The organism is Rouxiella aceris, assembly GCF_012933545.1.
Lineage (GTDB): Bacteria > Pseudomonadota > Gammaproteobacteria > Enterobacterales > Enterobacteriaceae > Rouxiella > Rouxiella aceris.
Genome location: NZ_JAADJU010000020.1, coordinates 14,558 through 33,775, shown reverse-complemented (window position 1 = coordinate 33,775; position 19,218 = coordinate 14,558). Strand labels below are relative to the sequence as shown.

Below are 19,218 nucleotides of genomic sequence, written 5' to 3'. Positions count from 1 at the left end.
GTCTCCCCATGCGAGAGTAGGGAACTGCCAGGCATCAAATAAGTGGAAAGCCCTGTACTGACGTACAGGGCTTTTTGCTGTCTGTAATACGGCAATAATACCCGTGTATCTCGCTCATCAAGATAATATGGTTAATCCATTCCCGGCCCCTGACTGACGTCAGGGGCTTTTTTATTGGGCGATCGTTCGCGGCTGCCCAAAAACCAGTCCATATCTCCCAGAACTGTGCTGAAAAAGACCGCTTTTTGTCTTAAAAGTATGACAGATCGAAGAGAACCGTTAAAAAACAGTCGCGTCAGCTATGTCAGGATCGGGTAAACTAGAGCTAATTAGGCCACCAATGAGTACAACGCGTCATGTCGAGTCACGACAATTCATTAAAAGACCTCAATACCTTCTCTCTTGAGGCTCAGGCATCCCAGGTGATCACTGCTACGCGTCGCGAGCATCTGACCCAAGCCTGGCAAATTGCCAAACAGCATCATCAACCTTTATTGCTATTGGGCGAGGGCAGCAATGTGCTGTTTCTCGACAATTTCGCCGGCGTTGTTGTCGTAAACCGTATCAAAGGCATTGAGATCGCCGAAACTGACAGTGACTGGCGCTTGCACGTTGCTGCCGGTGAAAACTGGCACCAACTGGTTTGCTACGCTTTGGAACATAATATCGCTGGCCTGGAGAATCTGGCATTGATCCCGGGTTGCGTTGGCTCAGCCCCTATACAAAATATTGGGGCCTATGGTATTGAGCTGCAAAGTCTGTGTGACTACGTCGATATACTCAATCTTGAAACCTCAACAGTGCAGCGTTTGCCTGCCGCTGACTGTCAGTTTGGTTATCGCGAAAGTATTTTCAAACATGCGTACCGCGACGGGTACGCAATTGTGGCCGTGGGATTACGCCTGGCAAAACAGTGGCAGCCGAAATTAACCTACGGTGAATTAAGTCGACTGGATGCGGCCACGGTAACCCCCCGGCAGATCTTTGATTCGGTGTGCGCCATGCGCCGTCATAAATTGCCCGATCCTGCCCTCACCGGTAACGCCGGCAGCTTTTATAAAAACCCTATTGTTGATGCACAACGGGTCGCCAGTCTGCTAAGCCAGTATCCCAATATGCCGGTTTATCCGCAGCCTGATGGCCAGTCCAAATTAGCCGCCGGATGGCTGGTTGAACAAGCCGGGCTAAAAGGTTATCGCATTGGTGGCGCAGCCGTTCATCAGCAGCAGGCGTTGGTACTGATTAATCAGCATCATGCCACCAGTCAGGACGTGGTAGCGCTGGCGCGGCATGTCAGACTCTGCGTTGCCGAGAAGTTTTCTGTGTGGCTGGAACCTGAAGTACGCTTTATCTCAGCCCAGGGTGAAGTTAATGCAGTCGAGGCCCTATCATGAAAGATATCACTATTCCTCTGCGTCTGATTGCCATTATCGCCGACGGCGAATTTCACTCGGGTGAGCAGCTTGGCAGTGATATGGGCATGAGCAGGGCGGCAATTAACAAACATATTCAAACGGTTCGTGATTGGGGCCTGGATATTTTTACCGTACCGGGTAAAGGCTACCGACTGCCGGCACCAATTCAGTTATTGGATCGCGACAAGATTTTGGCCGGTTATCCGCAAGGCAGGGTTGAGGTTCTTTCGGTTATAGACTCGACCAATCAGTATCTGCTTGAACGTATTACCGAGCTGCAATCCGGTGATGCCTGTGTCGCCGAATATCAACAGGCGGGACGCGGCCGTCGTGGGCGCAAATGGGTATCCCCCTTTGGCACCAATCTTTATCTCTCCATGTACTGGAAACTGGACCAGGGACCGGCCGCCGCCATGGGGCTTAGTTTGGTGATTGGTATCGTTATGACCGAGGTCCTGCAACGTCTGGGGGCTGCCGATGTGCGCGTGAAGTGGCCCAACGATCTCTATCTGAAAGATCGCAAGCTGGCGGGTATCCTGGTAGAACTTACCGGTAAAACGGGCGATGCTGCACACCTGGTGATTGGTGCCGGGATCAACCTGCGCATGCGTGAACCCGCTACCGATGTGATTAATCAGGGCTGGATTAACCTGCAGGAAGCCGGTATTGATATCGATCGCAACGAGTTATCTATTACCCTGTTGCAAGAGTTGAGTGCCGGACTACGTGAATTTGAACAACAGGGTTTGACGCCGTTTATTCCACGCTGGCGTAATCTTGATAATTTTCTCGACCGTCCGGTTAAATTACTAATCGGCGAAAAAGAAATACAGGGTATAGAGCGGGGTATCGATCAGCAGGGCGCACTATTACTGGAACAGGACGGTGAAATTAAGTCCTTTATCGGTGGCGAAATATCCCTGCGCGGTCAGTAACAGCCTTTATTGCCAATAAGCTACAGGGGGATTCACTCTCCCCCTTTGCAGCATTTTTATTTCCTTAATCTGACATTCTCTACCGCATGATTGGCGCTTTTGGTCATAATCAAGCTGGCGCGTTCCCGAGTCGGTAAAATATTTTCTTTTAAATTCAGACCATTAATCTCATTCCATAGCTGGGTGGCAATCTGCACTGCCTCTTCTTCCGGAAGTTGAGAATAGTGATGGAAATAAGAGTCGGGATCGGAGAATGCGCCCTGACGGAATTTCAGGAAGCGATTGATATACCAGCTCAGTAATAGATCTTCCGGCGCATCGACATAAATTGAAAAATCAACAAAGTCTGAAACGAATACGCGATGCGGATCGTGTGGATAATCCATCCCGCTTTGCAGAACGTTTAGCCCTTCCAGGATTAAAATATCCGGTTGGTTGATCACTTTATTGCCGTCGGGAATAACGTCATAAATCAAATGTGAATAAACAGGGGCACTGACATTTTTAGTGCCTGACTTCACCTCGGAAACAAACTTGACCAACTGATGGATATCGTAGGACTGAGGGAAGCCTTTTTTCTTCATGATCCCCCGTTCCTGCAGCATCTTATTGGGATACAGGAAACCATCGGTGGTGATCAGTTCAACGCTGCGATGCTCCGGCCAACGGCTTAATAACGCCTGCAACACGCGTGCGGTGGTGCTCTTGCCCACGGCTACGCTACCGGCAATACCGATAACGTAAGGGATTTTCTGATTATTGGTGCCCAGGAACTGCTCAAGTACGGCCTGGCGGCGCAGGTTTGAACTGATATAAAAGTTCAACAAGCGCGAAAGTGGCAGGTAGATCTGCGCCACTTCTTCAAGAGACAGGTCCTCATTGATGCCTTTCAGCTGCATGATTTCCGCTTCTTTGAGCGTTAGGGGCACTGAGTCACGCAGGGCTGCCCACTGAGTTCTGTCGAACTGTAAGTAAGGAGTAGCCAAAGATAAGTCTCTTTTATCCATAAGTTAAAGTCTGCCTGTTAGCGCAGGTCAGGAAAGGCGCTGCACGCCAACTCCAGACAGTAAACCAGCTGACCATTATAGACAGCTTGTTTTCTGTCGTAGACCTTTTTCTTATTTGCTTATCTATTTTTTTGATTCGGGTAAAAGATTTTTGAGAAAAACATGAAAGTTTGGTCTGTGATAACGGGTGCATCAGGAGACGTCGATACACCCGGTTTTGCTAGCCTACCCGCTGTTGCTGCATGGAGGTTTCCGGGATCAGGCGCTTGTAATAGACCATTTCACGAGCGGGATGGCTGGAAGACGAAGTATATTGCGTCGGGCGTTTACCGGAGCAGCTATAGCCCTGGGCGCGATAGAAGGCCTCCGCCGGGGTGCCCGCTTCGATATCTAACGACAACACTCCCTTGCGCAGGTTAAAGGCGGTTTTTTCCAGCTCGCGCATAAGTTGCTTGCCAACCCCCTGCCTTCTGGCCTTGGCGTGTACCAGCAGAGTGGATACCGTCCCCTCCTGTTGTGAGGTTGCTGCCGGGGTTAAATCCAATTGCACTGTGCCGACCAAGCCATGTTCATCACGGGCAATCCACAGCAACAGTTGATTGGTGGACATTGCCGGGCGCAGGTCGTGGAAAAAGTCCTCTGCTTCTTGCTGGGCGACCTCGTGCGGGAAACCCAGTGCCGCTCCCTGAGCGATCGCGTCATTTAGCAGATGGGCCAGCTCCTGGCGGTATACCGGCAAGGTTGCCGCATTGAGTAAAACAATTTTCATATTCGCTTCTCCAAAACGGGATGTGGGAGTATGGGTGTCTGTATTACTCTCATCCCTGACTAGGCTCCCTGATTAGGCAGTACCATTGCAATAATCGCGCCAATCCAAAAGGCGTTATATAACAGGGGATGGCCAGTTTCAGCAGGGGAAACGCGTCACTAAAGTGTGCGCCAAATCACCTTTTTGGTGCAGAGCCTGAAATTAGTGCAGCAGAAGCGACTGAGGTGAGGTCTTTTATCATGGGCGGTGAATATTATTGGCAGAAAACAGAGACTCTTGCGGCGACAAAAGCCCTATCATTGCCTGCTCTTTAAGCGATTAAACCAGCAAAATGCGCAGGAAATCGCTTTTTTGCATAAAACATGAGCGAAAGAGCAATTATCGCAATTTTTTTGTTGCATACCCCGCCGAGTCTCCCTAGAATGCGCAGCACTTGATGCCGGCATAGCTCAGTTGGTAGAGCAACTGACTTGTAATCAGTAGGTCCCGAGTTCGACTCTTGGTGCCGGCACCATTCAAGTACTAAAAATTAGGTGGGGTTCCCGAGCGGCCAAAGGGAGCAGACTGTAAATCTGCCGTCATCGACTTCGAAGGTTCGAATCCTTCCCCCACCACCATCTTCCTCCGCGAGGTAGAGACAGCGAAAGCTGAGTTACCACCGGCGGAGAGAACGATGAAAGTTTATCACCTTGAGTCTCAGTGCACTTCAGTCAAATGAAGGAGTAAAGGGTCTTGAGGTAAAGGTGCGGAATTAAGTGTTTCATCGCCTTGTCCCCACCTTGATGTTCTTCAGAAAAATCAGGTAGCCGGGTTCTAGGATGCGGGCATCGTATAATGGCTATTACCTCAGCCTTCCAAGCTGATGATGTGGGTTCGATTCCCACTGCCCGCTCCAACTAACTAGATGTGCTGATATAGCTCAGTTGGTAGAGCGCACCCTTGGTAAGGGTGAGGTCGGCAGTTCGAATCTGCCTATCAGCACCACTTCTAAATTCTCCCCCCTGATTTTCTTTCTGAAACTTAATTCAAACAAGCAATTGCTTGGTTGATGTGGTGATACCACCGATCTAACCGTGTCTCAGAGGGACAATCGATGTCTAAAGAAAAGTTTGAACGTTCTAAACCGCACGTCAACGTTGGTACTATCGGCCACGTTGACCACGGCAAAACTACCCTGACTGCTGCTATCACCACCGTACTGGCTAAAACCTACGGCGGTAACGCGCGTGCATTCGATCAGATCGATAACGCACCAGAAGAAAAAGCACGTGGTATCACCATCAACACTTCACACGTTGAATACGATACCCCAGCACGTCACTATGCGCACGTTGACTGCCCAGGACACGCCGACTATGTGAAAAACATGATCACCGGTGCTGCCCAGATGGATGGCGCGATCCTGGTTGTTGCTGCAACTGACGGCCCTATGCCTCAGACCCGTGAGCACATCCTGCTGGGTCGCCAGGTTGGCGTTCCTTACATCATCGTATTCATGAACAAATGCGACATGGTTGATGATGAAGAGCTGCTGGAACTGGTAGAAATGGAAGTGCGTGAACTTCTGTCTGCTTACGATTTCCCTGGCGACGATCTGCCAGTGGTTCGCGGTTCAGCGCTGAAAGCACTGGAAGGCGAAGCAGAGTGGGAAGCTAAAATCATCGAACTAGCTGGTTACCTGGATAGCTACATCCCAGAACCAGAACGTGCGATCGACAAGCCATTCCTGCTGCCAATCGAAGACGTGTTCTCCATCTCTGGTCGTGGTACCGTTGTGACCGGTCGTGTAGAACGCGGTGTTGTTAAAGTTGGCGAAGAAGTAGAAATCGTAGGTATCAAAGACACCGTTAAGTCTACTTGTACCGGCGTTGAAATGTTCCGTAAACTGCTGGACGAAGGTCGTGCAGGCGAGAACGTTGGTGTTCTGCTGCGTGGTATCAAACGTGAAGACATCGAACGTGGTCAGGTACTGGCTAAACCAGGTTCAATCAAACCACACACCAAATTTGACTCAGAAGTTTATATCCTGAGCAAAGATGAAGGCGGCCGTCATACTCCGTTCTTCAAAGGCTACCGTCCACAGTTCTACTTCCGTACAACTGACGTGACCGGTACTATCGAACTGCCAGAAGGCGTTGAGATGGTAATGCCTGGTGACAACGTGAACATGATTGTTACCCTGATCCACCCAATCGCGATGGATGACGGCTTGCGTTTCGCAATCCGTGAAGGCGGCCGTACTGTTGGTGCTGGTGTTGTTGCTAAAGTTATCGCTTAATTGCTGATAGTTTTTTGTCACTTTACGTTGACGCAATAGACACTAAAAGGGCATCATTCGATGCCCTTTTCTACGCTTTAGCGTCAGAACCTATCTCATCAGCGATTTTTAAGTCATAATCATTGGTGAGATAGGCTCTTAAACATGGCGTAAACACCGAGCGTGTATTCTTATCTGGCAAAGTCGTTGCAGCAAGGCAGACAACGAAGGCATCTGTGAGCTTACTTTGGTAAGCGATTGGGTGAGTTCGATCCGCTAACGCAGTTGCCGCTTTAGGCAAGTAAGGTAAGAGCATCAATCGGTTTGGTTTGCCTCGCAATGCGAGGCAAAGTTGTTTGTTCTGATTCATTGTGACGGGTTGGTTTATGAGTGCGAATACCGAGGCTCAAGGGAGCGGGCGTGGCCTGGAAGCGGTTAAATGGTTAGTGGTAGCCGTTTTGTTGGTCGCAGCTATTGTCGGTAACTATTATTACCGTGCAGAAAGCCTGCCGTTACGTGCATTGGCAGTGGTTGTGGTGATTGCTATTGCTGGTGCAGTGGCATTGATGACAATTAAAGGCAAAGCGACAGTCGCTTTTGCGCGCGAAGCACGTACTGAAGTACGTAAAGTAATTTGGCCTACACGCCAGGAAACATTGCATACCACATTGATCGTGGCCGCTGTTACCGCAGTGATGTCACTGATTCTTTGGGGCCTGGATGGCATACTGGTCCGTCTGGTATCCTTCATCACTGGCTTGAGGTTCTAAAATGTCTGAAGCACCTAAAAAACGTTGGTACGTCGTTCAGGCGTTTTCCGGATTTGAAGGCCGTGTAGCCCAGTCGCTGCGTGAGCATATCAAACTGCACGACATGGAAGAGTTGTTTGGCGAAGTGATGGTGCCTACCGAGGAAGTGGTTGAAATCCGCGGTGGTCAGCGTCGCAAGAGCGAACGTAAATTCTTCCCGGGTTATGTGCTGGTTCAGATGGTGATGAACGACGCCAGCTGGCATTTGGTTCGCAGCGTTCCGCGCGTGATGGGTTTCATCGGCGGCACCTCGGATCGTCCAGCACCAATCAGTGATAAAGAAGTTGACGCCATCATGAATCGCCTGCAGCAAGTGGGTGATAAGCCGCGGCCTAAAACGCTGTTTGAGCCGGGTGAACTGGTTCGCGTCAACGACGGTCCTTTCGCCGACTTCAACGGTGTTGTTGAAGAAGTCGATTACGAAAAAAGCCGCCTGAAAGTCTCTGTCTCCATCTTTGGCCGTGCTACACCGGTTGAGCTGGACTTTGGACAGGTCGAGAAGGGCTAACCCCCTCCCTGTGTACCTTCGGGTCACGGGGAAAAAATCTCCAGTTTCAGGTGTTGTATGAGGCGCGAAATTGAACTATAATTTCGCGCCTTTTGTTTCTATGGGTGTAGGTGATGTTGGCACCGCCAATGTCGTCAAGCCGCGTAGAACGTATACTTAAGCAAGTATCAAAAACAACGGGGAGCCTCTTCAAACAGGCGCTATTACCCAACTAAGGAAATTAACATGGCCAAGAAAGTACAAGCCTACGTCAAGCTGCAAGTTGCAGCCGGCGCTGCTAACCCAAGTCCACCGGTCGGTCCGGCACTGGGTCAGCAAGGTGTTAACATCATGGAATTCTGTAAGGCGTTCAATGCCAAGACTGAAAGCATTGAAAAAGGTCTGCCGATCCCTGTTGTTATTACCGTTTATTCTGACCGTTCTTTCACCTTCGTTACCAAAACGCCTCCAGCAGCAGTTCTGCTGAAGAAAGCGGCTGGTATCAAGTCTGGTTCCGGCAAGCCGAACAAAGACAAAGTAGGTACTGTAACGAGCGCTCAGGTTCGTGAAATCGCAGAAACCAAAGCTGCGGACATGACTGGTTCTGATGTGGAAGCTATGGTTCGCTCCATTGAAGGTACCGCTCGTTCCATGGGCCTGGTAGTAGAGGGATAAGAAATGGCTAAGCTGACCAAGCGCATGCGCGTGATCCGTGACAAAGTTGATGTGACTAAACAGTATGACATCAACGAAGCCGTTGCCCTGCTCAAAGAGCTGGCTACTGCTAAATTCGTAGAAAGTGTAGACGTTGCCGTTAACCTCGGTATCGATGCACGTAAATCTGATCAAAACGTTCGCGGCGCAACCGTACTGCCACACGGCACCGGTCGTTCTGTTCGCGTTGCCGTCTTCACCCAGGGTGCAAACGCTGAAGCTGCTAAAGCTGCCGGCGCTGAACTGGTAGGTATGGAAGACCTGGCTGACCTGATCAAGAAAGGCGAAATGAACTTTGACGTTGTTATTGCTTCCCCGGATGCAATGCGCGTTGTAGGTCAATTGGGCCAGGTTCTCGGTCCACGCGGCCTGATGCCAAACCCTAAAGTTGGTACTGTAACCCCTAACGTTGCTGAAGCGGTTAAGAACGCTAAAGCAGGTCAGGTTCGTTATCGTAACGACAAAAACGGCATCATTCATACTACCATCGGCAAGGTTGACTTCGATTCTGAGAAATTGAAAGAAAACCTGGAATCACTGCTGGTAGCATTGAAGAAAGCCAAGCCTTCACAGGCAAAAGGCGTTTTCATCAAGAAAATCAGCCTGTCCACCACCATGGGTGCTGGTCTGGCAATTGATCAAAGCGGCCTGACTGCAGTAGTTGCCTAACTTTAAAAGTTAGTTAAGAACTACTTGCTTTTATCGCTTTACGTGGGCGATAGATTTGTCTAGAATCTATCCCCCGTTCGTTTTTTAAAAGCGATAAGTGTTTCGTTAACGCGAAACCAAGAATTTTTCGGTTGGAGCCTGGCCTATCCAGGCCTCCGTCCAAGACCGCAGGTGTCCCGCAAGGGACTTAATCCTTCCTGCGTAGACGGTGACAGAGCCTGAAGAAAATTTTCTTTTTTTAAAGATATAGTCTTTGCTGGATTCTCTGCTCACCGTGTTTGAACGCCTGTTTCCGATCCCGGTTACAGGTGATGTGAGTTCCGGGGGTTTTTCCCCGGCTAAATCCAGGAGCTAAAGCTAATGGCATTAAATCTTCAAGACAAACAAGCGATTGTTGCTGAAGTCAACGAAGTAGCCAAAGGCGCGCTGTCTGCGGTTGTTGCGGATTCTCGCGGCGTAACTGTAGATAAAATGACTGAACTGCGTAAAGCAGGTCGTGAAGCTGGCGTTTACATGCGTGTTGTTCGCAACACCTTGATGCGTCGCGTCGTTGAAGGTACTCCTTTCGAGTGCCTGAAAGACACGTTTGTTGGTCCTACCTTGATTGCATTTTCTCATGAACACCCAGGCGCTGCTGCCCGTTTGTTCAAAGAGTTTGCGAAAGCAAATGCAAAATTCGAGGTTAAAGCTGCGGCCTTTGAAGGTGAGTTGATCCCTGCGGCTCAAATTGACCGCTTGGCAACTCTGCCAACTTACGATGAAGCAATCGCACGCCTGATGGCAACCATGAAAGAAGCCGCTGCCGGCAAATTGGTTCGCACTCTGGCTGCACTGCGCGATCAGAAAGAAGCTACTGCTGCATAAGCAGTCTTTCTTGTCTCGTAGTTACGCTTACGTATAAACTATTTCTGATTTCTAGGAACACATTGTCATGTCTATTACTAAAGACCAAATCATTGAAGGCGTTGCAGCTCTGACTGTAATGGAAATCGTAGAGCTGATCGCTGCGATGGAAGAAAAATTCGGCGTGTCTGCTGCTGCCGCTGTTGCTGGTCCTGCTGCCGCTGCTGAAGCTGTAGAAGAAAAAACTGAATTCGACGTTGTACTGAAAGGTATCGGCGCGAACAAAGTTGCAGTTATCAAAGCAGTTCGTAGCGCAACTGGCCTGGGCCTGAAAGAAGCTAAAGATCTGGTTGAATCTGCACCAGCATCTCTGAAAGAAGGCATCAGCAAAGACGACGCTGAATCCCTGAAAAAAGCTCTGGAAGAAGCTGGCGCTGAAGTTGAAGTTAAATAAGCCACTGCTTTCTGAGTGCAGTCTGTTTTAACTAACAGACTGATGGCTGGTGACTTTTTAGTCACCAGCCTTTTTGCGCTATAGAGTGTCAGTGGTGTTTCACACTGTTTGACCACTGAACGACTCCAATATTTATTTCTATCTACGCCTTAATATATTGACGCCCCTTGCTGCAGCTCATCTGCAGATAATGCGCAACGAAATGATTTAAGAGTGATAGAAACGGGTATTGCGGAAGGTGTTTCGACTTTCCGATCGACATAAACGGTGTTGCATGAACTGTCCACCCGGGCAGACAAGATTGGGTCACTGATCAGCGAGCTGAGGAACCCTATGGTTTACTCCTATACCGAGAAGAAACGCATCCGTAAGGATTTTGGTAAACGTCCACAAGTTTTGGACATACCTTATCTCCTTTCTATCCAGCTTGACTCGTTCCAGAAGTTTATCGAGCAAGATCCGGAAGGCCAGTACGGTTTGGAAGCTGCATTCCGTTCCGTATTTCCTATCAAGAGCTACAGCGGAAACTCTGAGCTGCAATACGTTAGCTACCGTCTTGGTGAGCCGGTATTCGACGTTAAAGAATGCCAGATCCGCGGTGTGACGTATTCCGCGCCATTGCGCGTGAAACTGCGCCTGGTAATCTACGAGCGCGAAGCACCAGAAGGTACGGTTAAAGACATCAAGGAACAAGAAGTCTATATGGGCGAAATTCCGCTCATGACCGAAAATGGTACCTTTGTGATTAACGGCACTGAGAGGGTTATCGTATCTCAGCTTCACCGTAGTCCTGGCGTATTCTTTGACAGCGATAAGGGTAAAACCCACTCATCGGGTAAAGTGCTGTATAACGCACGTATTATCCCTTACCGCGGTTCATGGTTGGATTTCGAGTTTGACCCGAAAGACAACCTGTTTGTACGTATTGACCGTCGCCGCAAATTGCCAGCGACCATCATTTTACGTGCACTGAGCTATACCACAGAACAGATCCTCGATATGTTCTTCGAGAAGGTGACTTACCAGATCCGCGACAACAAGTTGCAGATGGAGCTGGTACCTGAGCGCCTGCGCGGTGAAACAGCTTCCTTTGATATCGAAGCTGACGGCAAAGTCTATGTTGAAAAAGGCCGCCGCATCACTGCACGTCATATTCGTCAGCTTGAAAAAGACGAAATTCATCTCATCGAAGTTCCTGTTGAATACATCGCAGGGAAAGTCGTTTCCAAAGACTATATCGATACCAATACCGGTGAGCTGATCGTCCCTGCGAACATGGAATTGTCTCTGGACCTGTTGGCTAAACTGAGCCAGGCCGGACACAAAACCATTGAAACGCTGTTTACCAACGACCTCGACCATGGTGCTTACATGTCCGAGACCGTGCGCGTCGACCCAACCAGCGATCGCTTAAGCGCGCTGGTTGAGATCTACCGCATGATGCGTCCTGGTGAGCCGCCAACTCGCGAAGCTGCGGAAAGCCTGTTTGAGAACCTGTTCTTCTCTGAAGATCGTTATGACCTGTCTGCTGTCGGTCGTATGAAGTTCAACCGTTCTCTGCTGCGTGATGAAATCGAAGGTTCAGGTATCCTGAGCAAAGACGACATCATCCAGGTAATGAAAAAACTGATCGGCATTCGTAACGGCCAGGGCGAAGTGGATGATATCGACCACTTGGGCAACCGTCGTATTCGTTCTGTCGGCGAAATGGCTGAAAACCAGTTCCGTGTTGGCCTGGTGCGTGTAGAGCGTGCAGTTAAAGAGCGTTTGTCTCTTGGCGACCTCGACACCCTGATGCCTCAGGACATGATCAACGCCAAGCCGATTTCGGCGGCGGTGAAAGAGTTCTTTGGTTCCAGCCAGTTGTCACAATTTATGGACCAGAACAACCCGTTGTCCGAGATTACGCATAAACGCCGTATCTCTGCATTGGGCCCGGGCGGTTTGACCCGTGAACGTGCTGGCTTCGAAGTTCGAGACGTTCACCCGACGCACTACGGTCGTGTATGTCCAATCGAAACGCCGGAAGGTCCAAACATCGGTCTGATCAACTCCTTGTCTGTGTATGCACAGACCAATGAGTACGGTTTCCTGGAAACCCCTTACCGTCGCGTTCGTGATGGTCTGGTGACTGATGAAATCAACTACCTGTCTGCCATTGAAGAAGGCAACTTCGTTATCGCTCAGGCGAACTCCAACCTGGACGAAGAAGGCGGCTTCATTGAAGACCTGGTCACCTGTCGTAGCAAAGGCGAATCAAGCCTGTTTAGCCGCGACCAGGTAGACTATATGGACGTATCTACCCAACAGGTTGTCTCCGTTGGTGCTTCATTGATTCCCTTCCTGGAACACGATGACGCCAACCGTGCATTGATGGGTGCGAACATGCAACGTCAGGCGGTTCCTACTCTGCGTGCTGACAAGCCGCTGGTGGGTACCGGTATGGAACGTGCTGTTGCGGTTGACTCCGGTGTTACTGCCGTAGCCAAACGTGGTGGTACCGTTCAGTACGTGGATGCATCACGTATCGTTATTCGTGTTAACGAAGACGAGATGAATCCGGGCGAAGCAGGTATCGATATTTATAACCTGACCAAATACACCCGTTCTAACCAGAACACCTGCATCAACCAGATGCCTTGTGTGAATCTGGGTGAGCCAATCGAGCGCGGCGACGTGCTGGCAGATGGCCCATCAACAGACCTCGGTGAATTGGCGCTGGGCCAAAACATGCGCGTCGCGTTCATGCCTTGGAACGGTTACAACTTCGAAGACTCCATTTTGGTGTCCGAGCGTGTTGTTCAGGAAGACAGATTTACCACCATCCACATTCAAGAACTGGCGTGTGTGTCTCGTGACACCAAGCTGGGGCCTGAAGAGATCACTGCCGACATCCCTAACGTAGGTGAAGCGGCACTGTCCAAGCTGGATGAATCCGGTATCGTTTATATCGGCGCTGAAGTGACCGGTGGTGACATTCTGGTCGGTAAAGTAACGCCAAAAGGCGAAACTCAGCTGACGCCAGAAGAGAAACTGCTGCGTGCGATCTTCGGTGAGAAAGCGTCTGATGTTAAAGACTCTTCTCTGCGTGTACCAAACGGCGTTTCCGGTACGATTATTGACGTGCAGGTCTTTACCCGCGATGGCGTGGAAAAAGACAAACGTGCGTTGGAAATCGAAGATATGCAACTGAAGCAGGCGAAGAAAGACCTGACTGAAGAACTGCAGATTCTGGAAGCTGGCCTGTTTGCACGTATCCATTCAGCATTGGTTGCTGGCGGCATTGAAGCTGAGAAGCTGGCCAAACTGCCTCGCGATCGCTGGTTGGAACTGTCACTGACCGACGAAGAGAAACAAAACCAGTTGGAACAGCTGGCCGAACAATACGACGAACTGAAGTCGGTCTTTGAGAAAAAACTCGAAGCCAAGCGTCGTAAAATCACCCAGGGCGATGATCTGGCACCAGGCGTGCTGAAAATCGTCAAAGTGTATCTGGCCGTTAAACGTCAGATTCAACCGGGTGACAAAATGGCTGGTCGTCACGGTAACAAGGGTGTTATCTCCAAGATCAACCCGATCGAAGATATGCCTTACGATGAAAACGGCACGCCGGTAGACATCGTACTGAACCCACTGGGCGTTCCGTCTCGTATGAACATCGGTCAGATTCTGGAAACCCACTTGGGTATGGCCGCGAAAGGTATTGGTGAAAAAATCAATGCCATGCTGAAGAAACACGAAGAAGTTTCCAAGCTGCGCGAGTTCATCCAGAAAGCGTACGATCTGGGCGATGACGTTCGTCAGAAAGTCGATCTGACCACCTTTACCGACGACGAAGTGCTGCGTCTGGCTGAGAACCTGAAAAAAGGTATGCCAATCGCGACACCAGTCTTCGACGGTGCGAAAGAGACGGAAATCAAGCAACTGCTTGAAATGGGCGGTATTCCGACCTCCGGTCAGATCACACTGTTTGACGGCCGTACCGGCGAGCAATTTGAACGCCAGGTTACTGTCGGCTACATGTACATGCTGAAACTGAACCACCTTGTTGATGACAAGATGCACGCTCGTTCTACCGGTTCTTATAGCCTGGTTACTCAGCAGCCGCTGGGTGGTAAGGCGCAGTTCGGTGGTCAGCGCTTCGGTGAGATGGAAGTGTGGGCACTTGAAGCATATGGTGCCGCTTATACCCTGCAGGAAATGCTGACCGTTAAGTCCGATGACGTGAACGGCCGTACCAAGATGTATAAAAACATCGTGGATGGCGATCATCGGATGGAACCAGGCATGCCGGAATCCTTCAACGTATTGTTGAAAGAAATCCGTTCCCTGGGTATCAACATCGAGCTGGAAGACGAGTAAGTTTGCAGCAGATATCTCGGATTGCGGGCAACTGCCTGCAATCCGAATTATGGCCGCATACTCGCATTCGCACTGGTCACAGGGGCACCTGCCTGTTTACCAATCAACACAGGTGCCTAACAGGTCTAACCCGACGGGAGCCAATCCGTGAAAGACTTACTAAAGTTTCTGAAAGCGCAAACTAAGACCGAAGAGTTTGATGCGATCAAAATTGCTCTGGCATCGCCAGACATGATCCGTTCTTGGTCTTTTGGTGAAGTTAAGAAGCCAGAAACCATCAATTACCGTACGTTCAAACCTGAACGTGACGGCCTTTTTTGCGCCCGTATTTTTGGGCCAGTAAAAGATTACGAATGCCTGTGCGGTAAGTACAAGCGTTTAAAACACCGCGGCGTGATCTGTGAGAAGTGCGGCGTTGAAGTGACCCAGACCAAAGTACGCCGTGAGCGTATGGGCCACATCGAACTGGCTTCTCCAACTGCCCATATCTGGTTCCTGAAATCGTTGCCATCGCGCATCGGTTTGCTGCTGGATATGCCTTTACGTGATATCGAACGCGTACTGTACTTCGAATCCTATGTGGTGATCGAAGGCGGTATGACCAACCTGGAACGTCGTCAGATCCTGACTGAAGAGCAGTATCTCGACGCACTGGAAGAGTTTGGTGATGAGTTCGACGCGAAAATGGGCGCCGAAGCGATCCAGGCCCTGTTGAAAAACATGGATCTGGAACAAGAGTGCGAACAGCTGCGTGAAGAGCTGAACGAAACCAACTCTGAAACCAAGCGCAAAAAGCTGACCAAGCGTATCAAGCTGCTGGAAGCGTTCGTACAGTCTGGCAACAAGCCAGAGTGGATGATCCTGACCGTGCTGCCTGTGCTGCCGCCAGACTTGCGTCCATTGGTTCCGCTGGACGGCGGTCGTTTCGCTACGTCGGATCTGAACGATCTGTACCGTCGCGTAATCAACCGTAACAACCGTTTGAAACGCCTGCTGGATCTGGCTGCGCCAGATATCATCGTGCGTAACGAAAAACGTATGCTGCAAGAAGCGGTAGATGCTTTGCTGGATAACGGCCGTCGCGGTCGTGCAATTACCGGCTCTAACAAGCGTCCGCTGAAATCTCTGGCAGACATGATTAAAGGTAAACAGGGTCGTTTCCGTCAGAACTTGCTGGGTAAACGTGTCGACTATTCAGGTCGTTCCGTTATCACCGTAGGTCCATACCTGCGTCTGCACCAGTGTGGTCTGCCGAAGAAAATGGCTCTGGAACTGTTCAAACCGTTCATCTACGGCAAGCTGGAACTGCGTGGTCTTGCTACCACCATTAAAGCCGCCAAGAAAATGGTTGAGCGCGAAGAAGCTGTCGTTTGGGATATCCTCGACGAAGTTATCCGCGAACACCCGGTACTGCTGAACCGTGCACCAACCCTGCACCGTTTGGGTATCCAGGCGTTTGAACCTGTTCTGATCGAAGGTAAGGCAATCCAGCTGCACCCACTGGTTTGTGCGGCATACAACGCCGACTTCGATGGTGACCAGATGGCAGTACACGTTCCGCTGACGCTTGAAGCTCAGTTGGAAGCGCGTGCCCTGATGATGTCTACCAACAACATCCTGTCACCAGCGAACGGCGAGCCAATCATCGTTCCTTCTCAGGACGTTGTATTGGGTCTGTACTATATGACCCGCGACTGTGTTAACGCCAAAGGCGAAGGCATGGTTCTGACTGGACCTAAAGAAGCCGAGCGTATTTATCGCGCTGGCCTGGCCTCTCTGCATGCACGCGTAAAAGTGCGTATTACAGAAGAGATCAAAAATACTGAAGGCGAGTCAATTCACCAGACGACCATTATCGATACGACTATCGGCCGCGCCATCCTGTGGATGATCGTACCTAAAGGTCTGCCGTTCTCTATCGTTAACCAGCCGCTGGGCAAAAAAGCTATCTCCAAAATGCTTAACACCTGTTACCGCATTTTGGGCCTGAAGCCGACCGTTATTTTTGCTGACCAGATCATGTACACCGGTTTTGCTTACGCTGCCCGTTCAGGCGCGTCAGTCGGTATCGATGACATGGTTATCCCGGCCAAAAAAGCCGAGATCATCGAAGAAGCAGAAACCGAAGTTGCCGAAATCCAGCAGCAGTTCCAGTCTGGTCTGGTAACCGCCGGCGAACGCTACAACAAAGTGATCGATATCTGGGCCGCAGCCAACGAACGTGTTGCCAAGGCAATGATGGAAAACTTGTCTGTTGAAGACGTTGTCAACCGTGACGGCGTAGTCGAACAGCAGGTCTCCTTCAACAGTATCTTTATGATGGCCGACTCCGGTGCGCGTGGTTCTGCAGCTCAGATCCGTCAGCTGGCCGGTATGCGTGGCCTGATGGCCAAGCCAGACGGTTCCATCATCGAAACGCCAATCACCGCGAACTTCCGTGAAGGGTTGAACGTACTCCAGTACTTCATCTCAACCCACGGTGCTCGTAAAGGTTTGGCGGATACCGCACTTAAAACGGCTAACTCCGGTTATCTGACCCGTCGTCTGGTTGACGTGGCGCAGGATCTGGTAGTTACCGAAGATGACTGTGGTACCCATGAAGGTATCCTGATGACGCCGGTTATCGAAGGCGGCGACGTTAAAGAACCACTGCGTGAGCGTGTTCTGGGCCGTGTTACGGCTGAAGACATCCTCAAGCCGGGTACGGCGGACATTCTGGTTCCGCGTAACACCCTGCTTCACGAGAAGACCTGTGATCTGTTAGAAGAGAACTCCGTCGACAGCGTGAAAGTGCGTTCAGTCGTAAGCTGCGAAACCGACTTTGGTGTTTGTGCCAACTGCTACGGTCGCGACCTGGCACGTGGTCACATCATCAATAAAGGTGAAGCGATCGGTGTTATTGCAGCACAGTCCATCGGTGAGCCAGGTACTCAGCTGACCATGCGTACGTTCCACATCGGTGGTGCGGCATCTCGTGCGGCAGCAGAATCCAGTATCCAGGTTAAGAACACCGGTACCTTGAAGCTGAGCAACCACAAGCACGTTACTAACCCTAACGGCAAACTGGTTATCACTTCTCGTAACACCGAGCTGAAATTGATCGACGAATTCGGTCGTACCAAAGAAAGCTATAAAGTGCCTTACGGTTCTGTCATGGCTAAAGGTGACGGTCAACCTGTTGTTGGCGGCGAAACCGTTGCTAACTGGGATCCGCACACCATGCCAGTTATCACTGAAGTGGGTGGTTTCATCCGTTTCGCTGATATGGTTGATACCCAGACCATTACCCGTCAGACCGATGATTTGACCGGTTTGTCTTCGCTGGTGGTTCTGGATTCTGCAGAACGTACCGGTAGCGGTAAAGATCTGCGTCCGGCACTGAAAATCGTTGATGCCAAAGGCGACGATGTATTGATCCCAGGTACTGATATGCCTGCTCAATACTTCCTGCCGGGTAAAGCGATTGTCCAGTTGGAAGATGGTACTCAGATCCACCCTGGTGACACCCTGGCGCGTATTCCTCAGGAATCCGGCGGTACCAAGGACATCACCGGTGGTCTGCCACGCGTTGCCGACCTGTTCGAAGCGCGTCGTCCGAAAGAGCCTGCCATCCTTGCTGAAATCAGCGGGATCATCTCCTTCGGTAAAGAGACCAAAGGTAAACGTCGTCTGGTAATTTCTCCGTTGGATGGCAGCGATGCTTACGAAGAAATGATCCCTAAATGGCGTCAGCTGAACGTGTTCGAAGGTGAAGTTGTGGAACGTGGTGACGTCGTATCCGACGGCCCGGAATCTCCACACGACATTCTGCGTCTGCGTGGTGTGCATGCGGTTACCCGTTACATCACCAACGAAGTGCAGGAAGTTTACCGTCTGCAAGGCGTTAAGATTAACGATAAACACATCGAAGTTATCGTTCGTCAGATGCTGCGTAAAGGCACCATCGTTAGCGCGGGTGGCACCGACTTCCTGGAAGGCGAGCAGGCAGAAATGTCTCGCGTTAAAATCGCTAACCGTAAGCTGGAAGCTGAAGGCAAAATCACGGCAACCTTTAGCCGCGATCTGCTCGGTATCACCAAGGCATCCCTGGCGACCGAGTCCTTTATCTCTGCTGCATCGTTCCAGGAAACAACGCGTGTTCTTACTGAAGCGGCAGTTGCCGGTAAACGTGATGAACTGCGCGGCCTGAAAGAAAACGTAATCGTTGGCCGTCTGATCCCAGCCGGTACCGGTTACTCTTATCATCAGGACCGTGCTCGCCGTAAAGCCCTGGGCGAAGTGCCTGTTGTACCGACAGTTAGCGCTGACGAAGCAACGGCTAACCTGGCTGAGTTGCTGAACGCCGGTTTTGGTAATAGCGAAGATTAATTTTTGCTGTTAACCAGACTGATAAAACCGCTCTTCGGAGCGGTTTTTTTTTGCCTGTATTTGTCACCTTGCCAGACTTCCGCAAAGCTATCTATCCCCTCCAGGCCATCGACTCGCCGTTCGCCAGCA

The 19,218-nt window shown here is 50.5% G+C and carries 13 protein-coding genes and 4 tRNA genes; 15 read left to right on the top strand and 2 right to left on the bottom strand.

Going from position 1 to position 19,218, the window contains the following annotated elements:
- Positions 1–356 precede the first annotated feature (356 nt).
- Together murB and birA are read left to right on the top strand one after the other, a co-directional pair.
- Complete coding sequence (gene murB, locus GW590_RS24095) at positions 357–1,394, top strand: UDP-N-acetylmuramate dehydrogenase (protein WP_169405615.1); 1,038 nt, start codon at positions 357–359, stop codon at positions 1,392–1,394.
- Positions 1,391–2,350: a bifunctional biotin--[acetyl-CoA-carboxylase] ligase/biotin operon repressor BirA gene (birA, locus tag GW590_RS24090; protein WP_169405614.1), complete on the top strand. Its 960-nt coding sequence runs from the start codon at positions 1,391–1,393 to the stop codon at positions 2,348–2,350. The genes murB and birA overlap by 4 nt, the downstream gene beginning before the upstream one ends.
- A gap of 56 nt (positions 2,351–2,406) precedes the next feature.
- On the opposite strand, the gene coaA is transcribed toward birA, so the two are convergent.
- Together coaA and GW590_RS24080 are read right to left on the bottom strand one after the other, a co-directional pair.
- Positions 2,407–3,357, bottom strand: coding sequence for a type I pantothenate kinase (gene coaA, locus GW590_RS24085; RefSeq protein WP_169405613.1), 951 nt, complete (start codon positions 3,355–3,357; stop codon positions 2,407–2,409).
- Between the two features lie 220 nt (positions 3,358–3,577).
- Positions 3,578–4,126, bottom strand: a complete 549-nt coding sequence (locus GW590_RS24080; RefSeq protein WP_169405612.1) for a GNAT family N-acetyltransferase — start codon at positions 4,124–4,126, stop codon at positions 3,578–3,580.
- A gap of 438 nt (positions 4,127–4,564) precedes the next feature.
- Between GW590_RS24080 and GW590_RS24075 the strand changes: the two genes are divergently transcribed.
- The 13 genes from GW590_RS24075 (at position 4,565) to rpoC (ending at position 19,089) form a co-directional block, all read left to right on the top strand.
- Positions 4,565–4,640 (top strand) — tRNA-Thr (locus GW590_RS24075).
- Positions 4,641–4,658: 18 nt separating this feature from the next.
- Positions 4,659–4,743, top strand: a tRNA-Tyr gene (locus GW590_RS24070).
- A 203-nt stretch (positions 4,744–4,946) separates the two neighbouring features.
- Positions 4,947–5,021: transfer RNA gene (locus tag GW590_RS24065), tRNA-Gly, on the top strand.
- A 13-nt stretch (positions 5,022–5,034) separates the two neighbouring features.
- Positions 5,035–5,110, top strand: a tRNA-Thr gene (locus GW590_RS24060).
- 109 nt (positions 5,111–5,219) lie between these two features.
- Entirely contained in the window at positions 5,220–6,404 is a 1,185-nt protein-coding gene (gene tuf, locus GW590_RS24055) for an elongation factor Tu (protein ID WP_169405526.1), read from the top strand.
- A gap of 365 nt (positions 6,405–6,769) precedes the next feature.
- A complete protein-coding gene (gene secE, locus GW590_RS24050) occupies positions 6,770–7,153 on the top strand; it encodes a preprotein translocase subunit SecE (RefSeq protein ID WP_169405611.1) in 384 nt (127 codons plus the stop codon).
- A 1-nt stretch (position 7,154) separates the two neighbouring features.
- Positions 7,155–7,700, top strand: coding sequence for a transcription termination/antitermination protein NusG (gene nusG, locus GW590_RS24045; RefSeq protein ID WP_009639145.1), 546 nt, complete (start codon positions 7,155–7,157; stop codon positions 7,698–7,700).
- Positions 7,701–7,925: 225 nt separating this feature from the next.
- On the top strand, positions 7,926–8,354 hold the full coding sequence (rplK, locus tag GW590_RS24040; RefSeq protein ID WP_169405610.1) for a 50S ribosomal protein L11: 429 nt from the start codon (positions 7,926–7,928) through the stop codon (positions 8,352–8,354).
- 3 nt (positions 8,355–8,357) lie between these two features.
- Positions 8,358–9,062: a 50S ribosomal protein L1 gene (gene rplA / locus GW590_RS24035; RefSeq protein WP_169405609.1), complete on the top strand. Its 705-nt coding sequence runs from the start codon at positions 8,358–8,360 to the stop codon at positions 9,060–9,062.
- 360 nt (positions 9,063–9,422) lie between these two features.
- Positions 9,423–9,926, top strand: a complete 504-nt coding sequence (gene rplJ, locus GW590_RS24030; protein ID WP_169405608.1) for a 50S ribosomal protein L10 — start codon at positions 9,423–9,425, stop codon at positions 9,924–9,926.
- 67 nt (positions 9,927–9,993) lie between these two features.
- Positions 9,994–10,359: a 50S ribosomal protein L7/L12 gene (gene rplL / locus GW590_RS24025; RefSeq protein WP_169405606.1), complete on the top strand. Its 366-nt coding sequence runs from the start codon at positions 9,994–9,996 to the stop codon at positions 10,357–10,359.
- 333 nt (positions 10,360–10,692) lie between these two features.
- The gene (rpoB, locus tag GW590_RS24020) at positions 10,693–14,721 is read left to right on the top strand and encodes a DNA-directed RNA polymerase subunit beta (protein WP_169405605.1); all 4,029 of its coding nucleotides are present in this window, start codon (positions 10,693–10,695) and stop codon (positions 14,719–14,721) included.
- Positions 14,722–14,868: 147 nt separating this feature from the next.
- Positions 14,869–19,089, top strand: a complete 4,221-nt coding sequence (gene rpoC, locus GW590_RS24015; protein WP_169405604.1) for a DNA-directed RNA polymerase subunit beta' — start codon at positions 14,869–14,871, stop codon at positions 19,087–19,089.
- Positions 19,090–19,218: the final 129 nt, after the last annotated feature.